Source organism: Collinsella aerofaciens, assembly GCF_032584215.1.
Classification (GTDB): Bacteria; Actinomycetota; Coriobacteriia; order Coriobacteriales; family Coriobacteriaceae; genus Collinsella.
The window spans coordinates 1-17,437 of sequence record NZ_JAWHPN010000010.1 but is presented as its reverse complement, the minus strand read 5'-3'; the positions used below and the strand labels follow the sequence as shown (position 1 = coordinate 17,437).

Here is a 17,437-nt window from a genome sequence, read left to right as displayed (position 1 = left end):
TGCCCCTACAAATAAATCCCCTCACCGAGCTGCTTGTGGAACTCGGCGTGATGGTCGCGTGCCCAGGTAAAGAGCGCCTGGTCAAAGTCGGTACGCGTGGCCGGGACGCCAAAGACGCCGGCAACTTCGACGCGTATAAACTCCAGTGCCGGCAGCTTGTTGATGGCAGTGAGGGCAAACGGGGACGAGGGCTCTTCGAACAGATAGCGGCTGCCTTGCAGCGCGTCGCAACTGGTGCACGTGTTGCCGAGCGACGGGGCTTTGGAGGCTCGCGCGCCTACGGGCTTGTAGCCGCAGCGCTTATGAAGGTAGTCGCGGATCTCGCCCGGCACGCAGCCAAGAGCGGGCACGATGGCGAGTGCGTTGGCGTTGGCCGTGTCGATGGCAATGTGCCCGGATTCGTTGGGCGCGCGCGCGATGGCGACGCTCTCGTCGTTATCGGTTCGATAGGGAATGCCGAAGGCCGCGACCGAGGTCTCTTTGTGACACTTCCAGCACTCGCGCTTGCCCAGTACTAGATATATATACGGCGCTGAGGGGTCGGATCGGTCAACACCGGGCAGCCACTCGGCAAAGGGCTCGGGGTTGACGCCGCTGGGTACATACCAGATCTTCTTGGTCCGGTCCCATTTGGCGCCCAGCGCCTTGGCTTCTTCTTTGTGCGAAAAGGGGACATCGAGCTCGGTGCGCATGGCGGCTCCTTGGTGCTGCAGGTGCAAGTGGCTCAAGGATACCGCAGGACGCAGACATCGCGGCGTTTTGCCGAGAAGTTGCGGTGCGGACTGATTGGTTATGCCGATGGATAGATCGGCAAGTAGATGGTCGGCTTTTGGCTGGTTGGACGGTTGGAACTGCCGGCGGATTTGGCGACATAAAACAAAACAGCCCAGAGAGCATAGCCTCTGAGCTGCGAACATTTGGTGGGCGTTAGAAGATTTGAACTTCTGACCTCTTCCGTGTCAGGGAAGCGCTCTCCCCCTGAGCTAAACGCCCGATCAAGGGTGCGCAAGCGCGCAAGGGATAATATAACGGAGCCTGAACTCGGTGGCAAGAACATTTTTAAAAATCGCTTACATTGTGGAATTCGGGGGCTTTGTCGCATCCATTTCAAAAGAGCCTGCTGCCGCGATTTGGCTGTCGCATAATGCAAGGCCATTGCGGTATCGAGCTATGGAAAGACGCCTGCGGAATTGTCCTACCGATAAGCGGACAAGCCTCCAGCTGGTGACTTCGCCGTGGTAAGGTAAGCCGAATTGTTTCCAGGCTGTTTCGGGGGAGTGGAATGAGCAAAGAGTGTGTCGAGCAGGTCGAAGGCGCAGGGGCTTCGGTGCCGATGACCGATATATCGAACATTGATGTGCCCGAGGGCACCGACGAGCTCAGCCGCAACACCCGTCGCGCATGGCGCGACCGCCTGAACAGCGCTTCGACGCGCAAGATGATCACGGGCGTCTTGGCTACGCTGGTGGGCGGTTCGTTTTGGGGCTTCTCGGGCACCAGCGCGAGTTTTTTGTTCGATACCTACCATGTCGATACGCTGTGGCTTATGAGCGTGCGTCAGATTCTCGCCGGGCTACTCTTTATGGCCGTGGTTGTTACGCGCGACCGCGAGCGCCTGATTAAGCTCTGGATCACACCCGCCGATCGCAAGCAGCTGCTGCTCTTTACCGCTTTTGGCCTGCTGTTCAACCAGTTTTGCTATCTTTCGGCCGTGCGCCTGACGAACGCCGGAACCGCGACGGTGCTCCAGTGCCTGCAGCTCGTTATCATCATGGGCTACGCCTGCGTGACCGATCGCCGTATGCCGCGTACTCGCGAAGTCATCGGCATTGGCCTGGCTCTGGGTGGAACCTTTTTAATCGCCACCGGCGGCGACCCCACCAGCCTGAATATCTCGCCGCTTGGCCTGGCAGCAGGTCTTATGTGCGCGGTCAGCGCCGCGTGTATGGCGGTGATTCCCGCCAAGATCCTGCCCGAATACGGCAGCCCCATCGTCACGGGCTCGGCAATGCTCACGGCGGGCGTGGTCTCATGTGTCTTCGTGCAGCCCTGGGCGCATATGCCGGCGCTCGACGCTGCCGGCGTCGAGGCGCTCGCGGTGTTCGTGGTTATCGGCTCGTTTTTTGCTTACATGCTCTATATGCAGGGCGTTAAGGACATCGGCTCGGTGCGCGCGAGCCTCATCGGAACTGTGGAGCCGGTTTCGGCGACCATCACCAGCGCCGTTATGCTGGGCACGGTGTTTTTGCCGACCGACCTTATCGGCTTTGCCATGATCATCGTGATGATGTTCCTCACGGTGTAGCTGGCGCCGCCGCCAAGGCAGAAAAGGTGTTGTGCCGCATTTTCGCCAATTGATGTCCGTGTCTGGAGTTTAGCTGTCGATGCTCAAAATGCCATAAACTAATAACGTTATGGACTTTTTCATTGCGACTCAATTGCGAGGATTTCTTTATGGCTGGTAATCACTTTAAGGGCGGCGATAGCGGCCGTCCTGCAGTTCCGCCGCGTCCGAACGGGGCTGGTAAGGCCGGCACGCCGGGCGGCGCTGGACAGGGCGGTTCCGGTAAGCGCGTGTCCCCGGGCGAGACGGCGATGTTTACCGCTCTGTACGAGCAGTCTCAAAAGGCAAAAAAGACCGGCCGTGCAAGAGGGAATGTCTTTGCGGGCGGTGCAACCTCCACGTCGCAGCCGAGCGGGGCTCCTTCGGTACCTGCGAACAACGCAGGTGCTGCCAACGCCGCGAATACCGCCGGCAACGTTAATGCCGGCAACAATACTCCCTCTTCCGGTGGCGCGGGGCTTACAGGTAACCTTGGCACGATTTACACCGGCGCCTCCGAGACTGGCACGTTCGCCCGCCTGGATGATAGCGGTGCCGAGTTTGCGGGCTCGGGTTCCAAGGAAGATTATTACGATTTTGGCTTGAACTACGGTAGCGACGCTTCGTCGAGTTCGACCTCTGACGGTCTGGTCCGTCATCGCCATCGCAAGGGCGAGCGCAAAAAGCGTCACACTGGCGCCATTATTGCCGCTGTGGTCGTGGTGCTTCTCGTTGCGCTTGGCGCAAGCGGCTTTATGCTGCTTAACTCGGCAAAGACCGTAAAGAGCGAAGCGAAGGAGGCTGTCGAGATTGTCGGTGGCCTTAAGGACAAGGTCACGTCGGGCGATTTTTCGACGCTGCCTGACGACGCGAAGAAGATCGATGAGCTCTGCGACAGCATGAAGGCGGAGACTTCGAGCCCGCTGTGGACGGCGGCTTCGTTTATCCCGGTGTATGGCAGTGACATCAACGCAGCCCGCACCATGATTGATGCCCTGTCCGATGTCTCGAGCAACGCGCTGGTTCCCATGGCCGATAACCTTTCGCAGGCCACGCCCGGCAAGCTGTTCCAGGACGGTATGATTAACGTATCCGCGCTGCAGGCGGTCGCCGATTCGCTTTCCAGCAGCTCGAAGGTGTTCAAGAGCGCCAACGAGAAGATCCAGGGCATTGGCGATACTCATATTTCCCAGGTGACTGAGCTGGTCGATAAGGCCAAGGACGGCTTTGCCACCCTCAACGGCGCGGTTGACGCGGCGGAGAAGGTCGCCCCCGTCCTTCCCCAGATGCTCGGCGCCAACGGCCAGACGCGCAACTACCTTGTGTACGCCATGAACAACGTCGAGATTCGTGCCTGCGGCGGCTTTGGCGGTTCGCAGGGCCTGATTTCGGTCACCGACGGCCAGATGTCGATTGGCGAGTTTGTTCCCCGCATTGGACTCAGCGAGGATGAGGCAGTCGAGAGCGTCGACGAAGAGGATGAGGCGCTGTTCGGCAACCACAGCAACCTGTACAACTCGGGCAATACCTATTCGCCTGATTGGCCCCGCAACTCGCAGCGTGTCGCCGCGCTGTGGAAGTCCCAGTATGGGCAGGACGTTGATGGCGTCGTCGGCATCGATCCGGTGTTCTTGCAGTACCTGCTGGGCCTTGTCGGTAATGTCTCGCTGCCTGATGGTACGGTCGTCGACGGTACCAACGCGGCGAAGGTTCTCATGCACGATGTGTATTGGAACTATCCGGTCGAGGAATCGGACGGCATCTTTGCGGCTGTTGCCAGCGCCGCCTTCGACAAGATTCTCGGTGGCATCGGTGACGTCGACGTTACAAAGCTTGTCGGTGCATTCGAGCGCGGTGCCGAAGAGGGCCGTCTGATTGCTTGGATGAGAAACGATGATGAGCAGAATGCCATCAAAGAGACGGGCATTGACGCTTCGCTGCCCGATCCGGATGATCCGAGTGCCGATCCCGTTGCCGGCGTTTACTTTAACAACCTGAGCTTCTCCAAGCTCGACTGGTATCTGAACGCCGACACGCAGATCGGCCAGGGCATCAAGAACGGCGACGGCACGTGCTCGTATCGCATCACCGTTACTCTGACGAACATCATGACGCAGGAGGAGGCAGGCAAGCTGCCCGACTACGTTGCGGCGAGCGCACCCGATGCCGCGCGTGACGACGAACGCCTGAATGTCTCGTTGTTTGCCCCGACGGGCGGCAACATCAGTGACCTTACGGTTGAGGGCACACAGTTTGGTCTTGGCGCCGCTACGTGGCATGGAATCCCCTTCTATTCGGGCACCGTTGACCTGCATGCTGGCGAGACGACGACGATCACGTATACGCTGACCACGTCGGCCGAGGCGGGGGACAAGCCGCTTACGCTGCGTCAGACTCCTACATGCCAGGCGGCTCGCGACAGCGCGTCGGCGTAGGGTTTTTCTGGTAGCGCAGATAATCGAGTACCATTTTGGGGCGGACAGGCAATCTGTTCGCCCCTATTTTGTAAGGAGAGCGCATGAAGTACTTTGGCACCGACGGCTTTCGCGGTGAGGCCAACGTTGGGCTGACGGTAGAGCACGCTTATAAGATTGGCCGTTTTGTGGGCTGGTATTACGGCGCCAACCGCGAGCGCAAGGCACGCGTGATCGTGGGCAAGGACACGCGTCGCTCGAGTTATATGTTTGAGGCGGCGCTGGTGAGCGGCCTGGTCGCGAGCGGTGCGGACGCCTATATGCTGCACGTGATCCCCACGCCGGGCGTAGCGCATCAGACTGTGGAAGGCTGCTTCGATTGCGGCATCATGATCAGCGCGAGCCACAACCCGTTTTGCGATAACGGCATTAAGCTCGTCAACAGCGACGGCTTTAAGATGGACGAGGACGTGCTGGAGCTCATTGAGGACTACATCGATGGCAAGAGCGAAGTTCCGCTGGCCACGGGCAACCACATCGGTGCCACGGTGGACTACATGCAGGGCCGCAACCGCTACATTGCTTCGCTCATTGCAAGTGCGAACTTTTCGCTGCAGGGCGTCAAGATCGGTATCGACTGCGCCAACGGCTCGGCTTCCTCGGTGGCCAAGCCGGTGTTTGACGCGCTCGGTGCCGACGTGCGCGTGATCAATGCCGCGCCCGATGGTTTTAACATCAACGTCGATTGCGGCTCCACGCATATGGAGCGCCTGCAGCGCCATGTGGTGGAGCAGGGCCTGGACGTGGGTTTTGCCTACGATGGCGATGCCGACCGCTGCCTGGCCGTGGATGAGCGCGGTCGCGTGGTAGACGGCGACCAGATCCTGTACGTGTGCGGCGTGTATCTGAACAAACACGGTCGCCTTTCGGGCGGTACCGTGGTGCCGACGATCGCCAGCAACTTTGGCCTGATCAAGTCGTTGGAGCTTGCCGGTCTGAGCGCCGTGACCAGCGGCGTGGGCGACCGTCACGTGTATGCCAAGATGCGCGAGGGCGGTTACAGCTTGGGCGGCGAGCAGACGGGCCATACGATCTTTGGCGATATCGAGCGCACGGGCGACGGCATTATGACTTCGCTGCGCGTTATGGAAGTGATTCGTGCCGAGCGTGAGACGCTCTCGCAGCTCACGGCTCCGTGCAAGCTGCTGCCGCAGGCGCAGGTGGCCGTGCGCGTGGCGGACAAGGACGCCGCACTCGAGAACATGGGCGTGCAGAACGCCATCGCCGAGGCCGAGGCGTCGCTGGCAGGCGAGGGCCGCGTGCTCGTGCGCAAGAGCGGAACCGAGTCGGTTATCCGCGTGCTGGCCGAGGCGCCCGACCAAGCATCCGCCGATGCCGCCATGAAGCGCATCGCCGCCGCGCTGGAAGCTCTGTAAGGTAGTCGTTGGGGACGTTCTTAAACAACTAGGTGGAAAGGGGGCGCCGCGGATTGGTTCCGCGGCGTCCCCTTTGCGTTGGCGTGTCGGTTATGCCTTACAGCTCGTAGAGCGTGGTGAACTTGTCCTGCAGGTAGCTGCAGTAGTAGCGGGCATCGAACGCCATGCCGCACGCGCCCTTGATGAGCTCCGGCGCGTCCTTGGCACGGCCCCACTGCCAAATGTGCTCGCCCAGCCAGGCGCGGACGGGTGTCAGGTCGCCGCTCGCACAGGCGCCGTTGAGGTCGACACCGTCGCGGCACATGGCCGGCACAAACATGGCGTCGTAGGCGCTGCCCAGCGCATAGGTGGGGAAGTAGCCAAACGAGCCGCCGCTCCAGTGCGTATCCTGTAGGCAGCCGTGCGTGTCGTCGGGAACGGGAATGCCCAGGTACTCATCCATGAAGCGGTTCCAAAGCGCGGGGATGTCCTTGGCCGTGGCCTCGCCGGCAAACAGCATACGCTCGATCTCGTAGCGCACCATAACGTGCAGCGGATAGGTGAGCTCGTCGGCCTCGGTGCGGATCAGCGAAGGCTGCGCGATGTTCACGGCGTGGTAGAGCGTGTCCTCGTCGACGTCGCCGTAGACCTCGGGTGCGTGGCGGCGCAGCACCTCGAGCAGCGGTCCCATAAAGGCGCGGCTGCGACCCACGGTGTTCTCGAAAAAGCGGCTCTGGCTCTCGTGGATGCCCATGGAGGTGCCGCCCTCAAGACAGGTGCGCGCATAGGCGGGATTGACGCCCAGCTCGTACATGGCGTGTCCCGCCTCGTGGATGATGCTGTAGACGTTGGAGATGCAATCGTCCTCGTAGATGTGTGTCGCGATGCGCGCGTCACCCACGGCAAAGCCCTCGCTAAACGGGTGCTCGGTAAAGGCAAGCGTGGTGTCGTTCAGGTTCAGGCCGACGAGCTTCATAAGGTCGAAGCTCATGGCGCGCTGGGCGGCCTCGGGCACGCGGGCGTGCAAAAAGTCGGCAGCGGGCTGCTGGCCGCGCTCGCCGATGGCGTGCACGAGCGGCACAACCGTCGCCTTGACCTCATCGCAAAACGCATCGAAGCTCTCGGCAGAAAGGCCGCGCTCGTACTGGTCGAGCCAAACGTCGTATGGGTCGCGCTGGGGGTCCATGAGCTCGGCCTGATGCTTAAGTTGGGCGACGATTCTATCCACATAGGGCTCAAAGCTCGCCCAGTCATTGGCCGTCTTGGCCTTGTGCCACACGGCATCGGCCTCGCAGGTGAGCCTGGTCCAGGCCTCGGCCTCCTCGGTGGGGATGACGCTTGCCTCGCGCTGGTCGCGGCCGAGCACACGGATCTCGTCGAGCAGCTGCGGGTCGTCTACGTGTCCGCCTGCAACCGTCTCGCGCGCTAACGAGCGTACGAGCTCAACGGACTTCTCGCTGGTCAGCAGCTTGTGATGCTCGCCGGCAAGCGTGCCCATGGCGTCGGCACGGGCGGTAGCGCCGTTGACAGGAGCGATCGTCGCTCCATCGAACTCGGCAATCCTGAGCAGGTACTCGCGAGTCCACAGCTTGCCCTCGAGTTTGCGGAACTTTTTAACGGCCTTGTCGACTTTAGCGGCCTTGACGCTCTTGGCAGCCTTTGCCACGGCGGTCTTGGCCTTCTTATCGAGTTTCTTTCCCATACCGTATCCTTAATCTCGCAGGCCGAGCGCCGCAGGCGGGTGCACGGCCAGTTTGCACAGCTACCTGCCTTGTACCCAGCGCGAACAAAACGGAACGCGGCGATACGACCACACAATGTGGTATCCTATAGCCCGATGCGTTGACGGAGAGGGTTTTGCCCGCCGCGTCGCCGGCAAGAGAGGGAAGGTCATGGGCTGCAAGCCTTCCTGCGGTGGCAAGGGCCAAGCGTTCACTCCCGAGCAGCGACCTCAACGGGCACGCAGCCGGCGGCAGCGAGGCCCCAGTAGGGAAGCCGTGAGCCTCGCGATAAGGGGCGCAGAGTGGGCGCGGCGGGCCAGACATCCGCCGGGTCAAACAAGGTGGTACCGCGGAATTCAACCGTCCTTGGGCAATGCACATGCCCGAGGGCGGTTTTTTTTTACCGAACCGGGCCGCGTTTTCGCAATGTCAGACGGCGGCAGCCGCCTCGGCAAGCGGGGAACGCGAGAGACGAAAGGGAAGACATGAGTCTGATTGATGATCTGGTCAAACTCGAGGAAGAGGCCAAGGAGCTCGTCACTAGCGCCGACGACGCCGCCAAGCTCGAGGCTGCGCGCGTTGAGCTGCTCGGTCGCAAGGGCCGTATCACCGGCCTGATGCGCATGATGGGCAAGCTCGCCCCCGAGGATCGTCCCATGATGGGCAAACGCGCCAACGAGATGCGCCAGCTGATCGAGGGCATGCTCGACGAGCGCACCACCGAGATGAAGGCCGCCGCCCTCAAGCACGCACTCGAGCACGAGGCCGTCGACATCACGCTGCCGGGCATCCGTCCGCAGATCGGTCACCAGCACCTGATCAAGCAGATCATCGAGGAGGCCGAGGACATCTTCTGCGGCATCGGCTACACCGTCGAGTCCGGCCCCATGGTCGATACCTCCTACTACAACTTCACCGCGCTCAACGCGCCCATGGATCACCCGAGCCGCTCGGCTCGCGACACGTTCTATGTGGTCGACAACAACCCCGGTAGCGTCGCGCACCCCGAGGCTCACGCCCACGGCGAGTCCGACGTGCTGCTGCGCACCCAGACCTCGGGCGTGCAGATCCACACCATGGAGTCGCAAAAGCCGCCCATCTACATGATCTGCCCGGGCACCGTCTATCGTCCCGACACGGCCGACGCCTGCCACCTGCCGCAGTTCAACCAGATTGAGGGCCTGGTCGTCGACGAGGGTATCACCTTTGGCGATCTTAAGGGCACGCTCGACTACTTTGTTAAGTGCATGTTTGGTGAGGATCGCAAGACGCGCTATCGCCCGCACTTCTTCCCCTTCACCGAGCCTTCCTGCGAGGTGGACGTGAGCTGCCACGTGTGCGGCGGCAAGGGCTGCAACTTCTGCAAGCACAGCGGCTGGATCGAGATTCTGGGCTGCGGCATGGTCGACCCCAACGTCCTGATCAACTGTGGCATCGACCCCGAGAAGTACACCGGCTTCGCCTTTGGTATTGGCGCCGAGCGCGTCGCGGCACTGCGCTACGACCTGCCCGACCTCAGAACTCTCATGACGGGTGATATGCGCTTCTTGAATCAGTTCTAGGCTGCGGCTTGCCCAAGCACGGCACCTCGGCGCTCATTCGTCGCTTGCGTACCAAAGTACGCGGCGCTCCTCTTTCGGGCCGATCTGCCGCACTTGGACAACCCTCGCTTTGTAAGGAATGTTCACAAAGTTGAAGTTTCCACCTGCATCTCTTCGCAGGCTTTCAGTATGAAAGGAGAGCTAGATGCGTGTTTCTTACGACTGGCTCAAGACCATGATCGATATTCCGGAGGATCCCAAGACCCTTTCGGACGAATATATCCGTACCGGCACCGAGGTCGAGGCGATCGACACCGTGGGCGAGTCCTTCGACCACGTGGTGACCGCCAAGGTGCTCACCAAGACCCCGCACCCCGATAGCGACCACATGTATGTGTGCTCGGTCGACGTGGGTGACAAGAACCTCGACGCCGACGGCAACCCCGCTCCGCTGCAGATCGTCTGCGGCGCGCAGAACTTCGAGGCCGGCGACCACATCGTCACGGCCATGATTGGCGCCGTGCTTCCCGGCGACGTCAAGATCAAGAAGAGCAAGCTTCGCGGCGTCGTGTCCATGGGCATGAACTGCTCCGCGCGCGAGCTCGGCCTGGGTGGCGACCACTCCGGCATCATGACCCTGCCCGAGGATACGCCCTGCGGCATGCCGTTTGCCGAGTACGTGGGCTCGAGTGATACCGTGCTCGACTGCGAGATCACGCCCAACCGCCCCGACTGCCTGTCTATGATCGGTATGGCCCGCGAGACCGGCGCCATCTTCGATCGCGATTTCCACGTTGAGCTGCCCGCCATCAAAGCCGAGACCGGCCGCGCGACCGACGACGAGCTTTCCGTCGAGATTGCCGACGAGGGCCTGTGCGACCGCTACGTTGCCCGCATCGTGCGCAACGTCAAGGTCGGCTCGTCGCCCGACTGGATGGTCAAGCGCCTTAACGCCTTGGGTGTGCGCCCGCACAACAACATCGTCGACATCACCAACTATGTGATGATGCTCACCGGTCAGCCGCTGCACGCCTTTGACCTGGACACCTTTGCCGAGCGCGATGGCCACCGTCGTGTGGTGGTTCGCGCCGCCCAGCAGGACGAGAAGTTCACGACGCTCGACGGCGAGGAGCGCGTGCTCGACGCCGGTATGGGCCTCATCACCGACGGCGAGCGTCCCGTGGCGCTGGCCGGTGTCATGGGTGGCATGGATTCCGAGATTGAGGACGACACCGTCGACGTGATGGTCGAGAGCGCCTGCTTCAACGCCGGCCGCACCTCGCACACCAGCCGCGACCTTTCGCTGATCTCCGACGCCTCCATTCGCTTTGAGCGCCAGGTCGACGAGACCGGCTGCGTGGATGTTGCCAACATTGCCTGCGCGCTGATTGAGGAGATCGCCGGCGGCGAGGTCGCCCCCGGCTATGTGGACGTGTTCCCCGCGCCCAAGACCATCGACAGCATCAAGCTGCGCCTGGCCCGCGTGCACGCCATCTGCGGTGCCGACATCGAGTCCGACTTTATCGAGCGCTCGCTCACCCGCCTGGGCTGCACCGTCGAGCGCGACGGCGAAGACTTTATGGTTACCCCGCCGAGCTTCCGCCCCGACCTGCCGCGCGAGATTGACCTGATCGAGGAGGTCCTGCGCCTGTGGGGCATGGGCCGCGTGACGGCGACCATTCCGGCTGCCAAGAACCACATTGGCGGCCTGACCCGCGAGCAGAAGCTCACCCGTAAGGTCGGCGAGATCCTGCGCGCCTGCGGCCTCAACGAGACCACGACTTTCGGCTTTGCCGCCCCGGGTGACCTGGAGAAGATCGGTATGTCCACCGAGGGCCGCGGTTGCCCCGTGGTGCTCATGAACCCGCTGGTGGCCGAGCAGACCGAGATGCGTCGTTCGCTGCTGCCGGGCCTGTTGCAGTCCGTGGCCTACAACGAGGCGCACGGTACGCCCAACGTGCACCTGTACGAGGTCGGCAGCCTGTTCCACGGTCGCGAGAACGCCAGCCTGCCCAAGGAGACCAAGTCCGTGGCGGGTGTGCTCTCGGGCCAGTGGAGCGAGCAGTCCTGGAACATGAAGTACCGCAAGCTGCGCTTCTTCTCTGGCAAGGGCATTGTCGAGGAGCTGCTTGCCCAGCTGCGCATCGAGAAGGTTCGCTTCCGTCCCGTCGAGGGCGAGGGCTATGCCTTCCTGCAGCCGGGTCGTGCTGCCGAGGTTCTGTCCGGCGGCACTGTGCTGGGCTGGGTCGGCGAGATTCACCCCGAGGCGCGCGAGGCGATGGGCATCGACGAGGTCGTCGTTGCCTTTGAGCTCGATCTGGACAAGCTGATTAAGGGCGCCCGCAATCAGGAGAACTACCGCGAGTTCTCGCAGTACCCGGCTGTTGAGCACGACCTTGCTATCGTGGTCGACAACACTGTGACCTGCGAGGATCTTGAGCGTCGTATTACGAGTGCCGGCGGCAAGCTGCTCGAGGGCGTGCGTCTGTTCGATGTCTACCGCGATCCGGTCCGCATCGGCAAGGGCAAGAAATCCATGGCCTTTGCGCTTACGTATCGCTCCGACGACCACACGCTCACCAGCGAAGAGGTCGAAAAGGCGCACCAGAAGATCGTCACCAAGGTGTGCAAGGGCGTAAACGGCGAGGTCCGCGGCTAGGTCTTGCGCTGGGAGCGTAGGGCCTGATGGCGGTTGCTGTGGGCTCTGCGTGACCGCGGTGTTCGGTATAAGGCACCGTTGATCCTGCATATATGACACGCGCATTACATAACGGCGTGCTGCTTTGTCGGCAGCGCGCCGTTTTGCTATGATAGCCCGCGGCGTGTTACGAATCTGACAATACGTAACACTGGCAAGGTGATTTAAGCGGCGTTGCAATTCCGTGCGCCGATAACCGGGGGGCGTACATGCACATTCCAGACAACTACCTGTCCCCGCAGACCGATGCCGTCATGGCGGTGGCGATGGTGCCCGTATGGGTTCACTGCATCAAGAAGGTACGCGCCACGTTCGATCGCGAGCACATGGCTTTCCTGGGCATCTGCGCCGCATTCTCCTTCTTGCTCATGATGTTCAACGTGCCGCTGCCCGGCGGTACCACGGGTCACGCCGTTGGCGGCGCGCTCATTGCGCTGTTGCTGGGCCCGGAGGCCGCGGCCATTGCGGTTTCGGTTGCTCTGGCGCTGCAGGCGCTACTGTTTGGCGACGGCGGCGTCCTGTCCTTTGGGGCCAACTGCTTTAACATGGCCTTTGTCCTGCCGTTTGTTGCTGCTATTGTGTTCCGTGCGCTCAACAGCCGTCTGCACGACAAGAGCTGGGGCACCTCGGTTTCTGCCATCGTGAGCGGCTGGGTCGGCCTGTGCCTGGCGGCCCTGTGCGCGGCAATCGAGTTTGGTATTCAGCCGATGCTCTTCACGAATGCCTCGGGCGCTCCGCTGTACTGCCCCTTCCCGCTGTCCATTGCCATTCCGGCCATGATGATTCCGCATATGTTGGTTGCCGGTGTGGTCGAGGGCGTGGCGACTGCCGCGATCTACGGCTTTATCAAGAAGACGGCGCCGGGCGTTATCGTCGGCCCCGAAGCCGCCGATGGACAGCTTACTGCCGAGGGCGCAGCCGCCAAGAAGACCTCGCTGGTCCCCACGCTCATCCTGGTCGCCGTGCTTGTCGTGGCCACGCCGCTGGGCCTGCTGGCCACGGGTGACGCATGGGGCGAGTGGGACGCCGAGGGCGCCGCGACCGCCGTTCAGGAGGCTGGTGACGACAGTCTGCAGACTTCGGTTGGCCTCGATACTCCGACCTTTGCCGATGCCCTGCCCACGGGCGATTATCTGCAGGCCTATTCCGAGGAGCAGGGCCTTGGCTTTGCCGGTCAGGCTGCCATGTATATCCTGTCCGGCGTGATTGGCGTGGCGGTGCTCACCATCGCATTCCGCCTGATCTCGCTGACGGTTAAGGAAAGCGGTGCTCATGGCAATAGCCGAGCTGCCTAGCTGGCTTGCGGCCGAGGAGCGATATGAGCCCGTGGGGGCTCGGCATCGTGTGATGCAAAAGAATGTCCTGCACCTGGCGAGCCTGCTTGAGCGGGTTCGCCTGGGTGGAGGCGCGCACGAGGGCGGGTCGATGGTCGACCGCGCCCTTTCTTGCGTTTCGGCTCCGGTGCGCCTGGTGGGGATGTTCGTTTGCGTCCTGTGCGTGTGTCTGATGCAGAGCCCGCTGTACCTGATGCTGATGGCGGCTATCGCGTTGGTGCTCGTTGCCGTGCGCCCTGTACGCGGGCTGCGCGCGACCTTTGTGCCGGCGTTGGCTGCCGCGGGGTTTGCCGTGGTTCTGGCGCTGCCTGCCCTGCTGTTGGGCGCTTCCGCTACGGGTGCCATGCTCAAAATTGCGCTCAAGACGTTCATTAACGTGTCGCTCGTGCTGGGTGTTTCGTGGACGCTCACCTGGAACCGCATGTCGGCGGCGCTCAAGACGCTACATCTGCCCGACGAGGTCATCTTTACGTTTGATATGGCGCTCAAGCACATCGAGGTGCTGGGCCGAACGGCGCACGATCTGACCGAATCTGTCATGCTGCGCAGTGTGGGTCGCGCGCCTGAGGGGTTTTCGCGCGCCGACTCGGTCGCGGGTATCATGGGCATGACGTTTATCAAGGCGATGGAATGCAGCCGCGCGATGGACGAGGCCATGCTCTGCCGCGGCTTTGCCGGTGCGTATCCGGCTCCTGCGCGGGGCGGCTTTGGCTGGCGCGATGCGGTTTACGCGGTCGTTGTGGTTCTGCTCGCCGTGTTGTGCGCGGTGCTGTAGCGCGGGCGGTCTAGCCGTCGATGTGAGTAGGGAAGGGCGACGTTTTGACGATCGATATGAATAGTGCGGCGGGCACGAACGGTGCGGGCGGCGCCGAGGTCGCGCCGCTCATCGAGCTGCGCGACGTGGTGTTCTCCTATGCGGGGCATACGGTTGTCGATGGCGTGTCGCTGCAGGTCGATCGTGGTGAACTCGTTGCCCTGCTCGGTCCCAACGGCTGCGGTAAGACGACGATTATGCGCCTTATTAACGGCCTTGAGCTCGCGGACGCAGGGGCATACCTGTTCGACGGGCACGTGGTCGATGCGGCGTTTCTAAAGGATTCCGCGGCCGCTCAGCGTTTTCATCAGCGCGTGGGCTTTGTGTTCCAGAATGCCGACGCCCAGCTGTTCTGCGCTACGGTGGGCGAGGAAGTTGCTTTTGGTCCCGCGCAGATGGGACTGCCGGCAGACGAGCTCGACCGTCGCGTGCACGATGCCATGGAACTGTTTCAAGTTGCCGACCTGGTCGATGCCTCGCCCTATCAGCTTTCGGGTGGGCAAAAGAAGCGTGTGGCGCTGGCGGCAGTCGTATCGATGAACCCGGATATCTTGGTCCTCGACGAGCCTACCAATGGGCTCGACGAGGATTCATGCGACATCGTGGTCAACTTCTTGCTGGCCTACGTCGCGGCGGGTAAGACGGTCTTGATGAGCACACATCACCAGGATTTGGTGCGACGCCTGGGTGCCCGCGCCATCTATATCGATCGATATCATCACGTGGTCGAGGCACCTTCGCCGTCGTATGGAACTGAAAGCGGTGCGACGGACTAGTTGCTGCGTAGAGCGTGCGTAGCCGCCCGCGTGGCTTTGGCGTGATGGTATAGTTATCCAGGTTTTTATGGGGGTGGCTATGCCAAGCTGGAACATTCATATCGCTCAAACGGAGCGTTTGCTGGAGCGCACCGGTGCGCTTGCCAAGAGCGTGCGCGACCGCAATGCCTTTTTGTTTGGCTGTGTGGTTCCGGATATCTTCGTGGGCTATATGGTCCCTGGCATCGCCGATCCCATCCCGTACCGCATTACGCACTTTGCAAAGCCCGAGCCTATCCCTAAGCCGCGCGAGCATGAGTTTTGGGACACCTATGTGGCGCCGCTGCTCAAAGGGGCGCCTGTTGGTACGCCGGCTGACGCGACCTCGATTGTCGAGGAGCGCGAGCGACTCAATCGGGTGCATTATCCCCAACGCTACAAGGATGCCGAGCCGGTTGCCGGTCCCGGTGCTAGCGAGCTTTCGCTCGCGCCCGATGACGTGGCGCAGTCGCTGCTCGATCTGACGCTGGGCGTTTGGTCTCACCTCGTGGCCGATACCGTGTGGAATACGCGCGTGAATCAGTACCTGGAGGCGCACGGCGGCAAACCGTGCGAGGAATTCCGCATTAAAAAGCAAGGCGACTTTGACTGGTTTGGCAAGACACTCGGCATCGTTTCGATTCCGCGCGCGACCGATCGCCTGTATACTGCGGCGACCCGTTTTGGTCAGTATCCCATCCATAAGGAGTATGTGCTCAAGACCATTGGCGTTATGCACGAGATTGTACGCGAAAACCCCGGCGAGCCCGATCATCCGCCGTATCGCTTGCTAACCGAGGAGTTTTTCGATGCAACGTTTACCGAGGTCATCGAGCTGACCGAGGCGGGTTTTGCCGCCCGTGTCGAATCGCCCGATGTGCCTGCGCTGCCCCTGATTGCTAGCTGCTAGCTGGCCGGCCCGGCAGTGAATAGCTCAACCCAATCGACAAGTAGCTCTTGCCGTAAGGTATCTTCGGCAATGCGCTCCTGTTTGGTCTTTGGGATGTAGGGGAGCCCCGCCTTTTTATGGATGAGCTCAGCTATGTGGTCGAAGCTCTTCTTCTCCTTGATCTGGTCATAGGTAATTTGGATGACGTCGTAGCCCATGCTTGTGAGTGCGGTGGCGCGCTCGGCATCGGAGAGGCTTGCGGCTTCGCTGTCATGGGCGGAGCGGCCTTGGCATTCCAAGATGACGCCCATGCTGTCGGTGGCGCTTTCGATGAGGATATCGGCGTAGCAGCAGGTTTTGTCATACAGCGAACGTGCGGCTTCACTGAGCGGGATGCGCGCGTTGTTGGCGATCTCGATGCCCTGGCCGCCCTCGTCGCGGGGGAGCGAGATAAGCATGGAGGTCTGTACTTCGAAGGGCGAGGCGGCCTGCCCCGTCATGTGCTCGGCCGCCCAGCGCAGTTGTTTGACGCCGCGCAGGCCTGCGGCTTGCTTGGCGAACGCGGCGATATCCGTTGCGGTAAGAAGCGGCGTGCGCTTCCACGAGTTGGTGTCATTGCCCTTGGTGTCGTTAACTCGCTCCCAGCCGCAGTTGGGTGGAATGAACTTAAGCGAAATAGCTTCATCGAGTTGTTGTTGCGTTCGCTCGCAGGGCTTAAACACTGCAAAGGAGCCGCACATCTCGTAGCACGCCATGAGTAACTGGTTGCGTGAGACCTGCGTGGCAAGGCTGAGCAGCGTGAACTCCGGTGAAGTGACATCAAATCCATGTTCAGTCTGTCTAAACGACCCAGGAGGCGGCTCTTGGGTTAGCAGACGGCTATGAAATAGCTTTCCGTTCGCGCGCTGTTTCCTTTCACTCACGGATCTCCAAACTGGTGTGCCGAGCAAGTCTTTAAATACCGGTTGTTTTGAGTAATGCACCAAGCGATGGTCATGGTCGGGCGGCAGGATTGCTGGATAGAGTCCCAGTATTTGGGGCGGGATGCGATAGTACTGAAAAGCCGTGGGTCCGCAGGCAAGAAATGACATAGCGATCCGATCGTTTGAGCGTTATTTGGGCTAGAAAAGCTATCCGTTTCGGAAGTGCGGTGAAAAAGACAAATAGGTCAGGCACAAGCGGTATTTAAGCCAACTTTATCAGGGGTTTTGTTGAAATAAAAGGACTTATGCTCGGGGGTAAGCAATTTTTCCCCGCACTTCTGAAAACGCGGTTGATCTGGTTCTTGCTAAAACGATTTATCAGCCCTGTGTGAGGTGTGGGTTTGCCACCGGGCGAACACTTTTAGCGCTTGGGGCTTTATTTTTGGCTCTGTTAGACCAGGATTGACATTCCGCCCCGTCATCTTCTTGCGATTGCACAATGGTCGCCCCTTGTCGAATCTGAATCCGGCAAGGGGCGATGCGCCCGAGACCGGACGAGTTGCTCGCCTGG

At 61.2% G+C, this 17,437-nt stretch carries 12 protein-coding genes and 1 tRNA gene; 9 read left to right on the top strand and 4 right to left on the bottom strand.

The window, feature by feature from the left end; all coding sequences use genetic code 11:
- Positions 1–5: 5 nt before the first annotated feature.
- Both RX395_RS04270 and RX395_RS04265 read right to left on the bottom strand, forming a co-directional pair.
- The gene (locus tag RX395_RS04270) at positions 6–692 is read right to left on the bottom strand and encodes a DUF5710 domain-containing protein (RefSeq protein WP_316365709.1); all 687 of its coding nucleotides are present in this window, start codon (positions 690–692) and stop codon (positions 6–8) included.
- 226 nt (positions 693–918) lie between these two features.
- Positions 919–993 (bottom strand) — tRNA-Val (locus tag RX395_RS04265).
- Positions 994–1,282: 289 nt separating this feature from the next.
- Between RX395_RS04265 and RX395_RS04260 the strand changes: the two genes are divergently transcribed.
- From RX395_RS04260 to glmM, 3 genes are all read left to right on the top strand, one after another.
- A complete protein-coding gene (locus tag RX395_RS04260) occupies positions 1,283–2,305 on the top strand; it encodes a DMT family transporter (protein WP_316365708.1) in 1,023 nt (340 codons plus the stop codon).
- Between the two features lie 149 nt (positions 2,306–2,454).
- The gene (locus RX395_RS04255) at positions 2,455–4,758 is read left to right on the top strand and encodes a DUF4012 domain-containing protein (RefSeq protein WP_316365706.1); all 2,304 of its coding nucleotides are present in this window, start codon (positions 2,455–2,457) and stop codon (positions 4,756–4,758) included.
- 83 nt (positions 4,759–4,841) lie between these two features.
- A complete protein-coding gene (gene glmM / locus RX395_RS04250; RefSeq protein ID WP_316365705.1) occupies positions 4,842–6,173 on the top strand; it encodes a phosphoglucosamine mutase in 1,332 nt (443 codons plus the stop codon).
- Positions 6,174–6,270: 97 nt separating this feature from the next.
- Here the strand turns inward: glmM and RX395_RS04245 are convergent, their stop codons facing one another.
- The gene (locus tag RX395_RS04245) at positions 6,271–7,854 is read right to left on the bottom strand and encodes a carboxypeptidase M32 (RefSeq protein WP_316365703.1); all 1,584 of its coding nucleotides are present in this window, start codon (positions 7,852–7,854) and stop codon (positions 6,271–6,273) included.
- 504 nt (positions 7,855–8,358) lie between these two features.
- Between RX395_RS04245 and pheS the strand changes: the two genes are divergently transcribed.
- The 6 genes from pheS (at position 8,359) to RX395_RS04215 (ending at position 15,964) form a co-directional block, all read left to right on the top strand.
- On the top strand, positions 8,359–9,435 hold the full coding sequence (pheS, locus tag RX395_RS04240) for a phenylalanine--tRNA ligase subunit alpha (protein WP_117770495.1): 1,077 nt from the start codon (positions 8,359–8,361) through the stop codon (positions 9,433–9,435).
- A gap of 184 nt (positions 9,436–9,619) precedes the next feature.
- Positions 9,620–12,073 (top strand): phenylalanine--tRNA ligase subunit beta, encoded by a 2,454-nt coding sequence (pheT, locus tag RX395_RS04235; protein WP_316365701.1) that lies wholly within the window; start codon positions 9,620–9,622, stop codon positions 12,071–12,073.
- A 248-nt stretch (positions 12,074–12,321) separates the two neighbouring features.
- The gene (gene cbiM, locus RX395_RS04230) at positions 12,322–13,407 is read left to right on the top strand and encodes a cobalt transporter CbiM (RefSeq protein WP_316365700.1); all 1,086 of its coding nucleotides are present in this window, start codon (positions 12,322–12,324) and stop codon (positions 13,405–13,407) included.
- Positions 13,385–14,221 carry an energy-coupling factor transporter transmembrane component T family protein gene (locus RX395_RS04225; RefSeq protein ID WP_316365698.1) on the top strand — a complete coding sequence of 279 codons (837 nt, stop codon included), beginning with the start codon at positions 13,385–13,387 and terminating at the stop codon, positions 14,219–14,221. The genes cbiM and RX395_RS04225 overlap by 23 nt, the downstream gene beginning before the upstream one ends.
- Before the next feature lie 44 nt (positions 14,222–14,265).
- Positions 14,266–15,036, top strand: coding sequence for an energy-coupling factor ABC transporter ATP-binding protein (locus tag RX395_RS04220; protein WP_316365697.1), 771 nt, complete (start codon positions 14,266–14,268; stop codon positions 15,034–15,036).
- Between the two features lie 79 nt (positions 15,037–15,115).
- Positions 15,116–15,964 (top strand): hypothetical protein, encoded by an 849-nt coding sequence (locus tag RX395_RS04215; protein ID WP_316365695.1) that lies wholly within the window; start codon positions 15,116–15,118, stop codon positions 15,962–15,964.
- Here the strand turns inward: RX395_RS04215 and RX395_RS04210 are convergent.
- Positions 15,961–17,034 carry a hypothetical protein gene (locus RX395_RS04210; RefSeq protein ID WP_316365694.1) on the bottom strand — a complete coding sequence of 358 codons (1,074 nt, stop codon included), beginning with the start codon at positions 17,032–17,034 and terminating at the stop codon, positions 15,961–15,963. The genes RX395_RS04215 and RX395_RS04210 overlap by 4 nt on opposite strands.
- Between the last annotated feature and the right edge of the window lie 403 nt (positions 17,035–17,437).

What these genes read in the sequence shown, in the direction of transcription:
- RX395_RS04270 (WP_316365709.1), bottom strand. Translation starts at nt 692, where the DNA reads ATGCGCACCGAGCTCGATGTCCCCTTTTCGCACAAAGAAGAAGCCAAG.
- RX395_RS04260 (WP_316365708.1), top strand. Translation starts at nt 1,283, where the DNA reads ATGAGCAAAGAGTGTGTCGAGCAGGTCGAAGGCGCAGGGGCTTCGGTG.
- RX395_RS04255 (WP_316365706.1), top strand. Translation starts at nt 2,455, where the DNA reads ATGGCTGGTAATCACTTTAAGGGCGGCGATAGCGGCCGTCCTGCAGTT.
- glmM (WP_316365705.1), top strand. Translation starts at nt 4,842, where the DNA reads ATGAAGTACTTTGGCACCGACGGCTTTCGCGGTGAGGCCAACGTTGGG.
- RX395_RS04245 (WP_316365703.1), bottom strand. Translation starts at nt 7,854, where the DNA reads ATGGGAAAGAAACTCGATAAGAAGGCCAAGACCGCCGTGGCAAAGGCT.
- pheS (WP_117770495.1), top strand. Translation starts at nt 8,359, where the DNA reads ATGAGTCTGATTGATGATCTGGTCAAACTCGAGGAAGAGGCCAAGGAG.
- pheT (WP_316365701.1), top strand. Translation starts at nt 9,620, where the DNA reads ATGCGTGTTTCTTACGACTGGCTCAAGACCATGATCGATATTCCGGAG.
- cbiM (WP_316365700.1), top strand. Translation starts at nt 12,322, where the DNA reads ATGCACATTCCAGACAACTACCTGTCCCCGCAGACCGATGCCGTCATG.
- RX395_RS04225 (WP_316365698.1), top strand. Translation starts at nt 13,385, where the DNA reads ATGGCAATAGCCGAGCTGCCTAGCTGGCTTGCGGCCGAGGAGCGATAT.
- RX395_RS04215 (WP_316365695.1), top strand. Translation starts at nt 15,116, where the DNA reads ATGCCAAGCTGGAACATTCATATCGCTCAAACGGAGCGTTTGCTGGAG.
- RX395_RS04210 (WP_316365694.1), bottom strand. Translation starts at nt 17,034, where the DNA reads ATGTCATTTCTTGCCTGCGGACCCACGGCTTTTCAGTACTATCGCATC.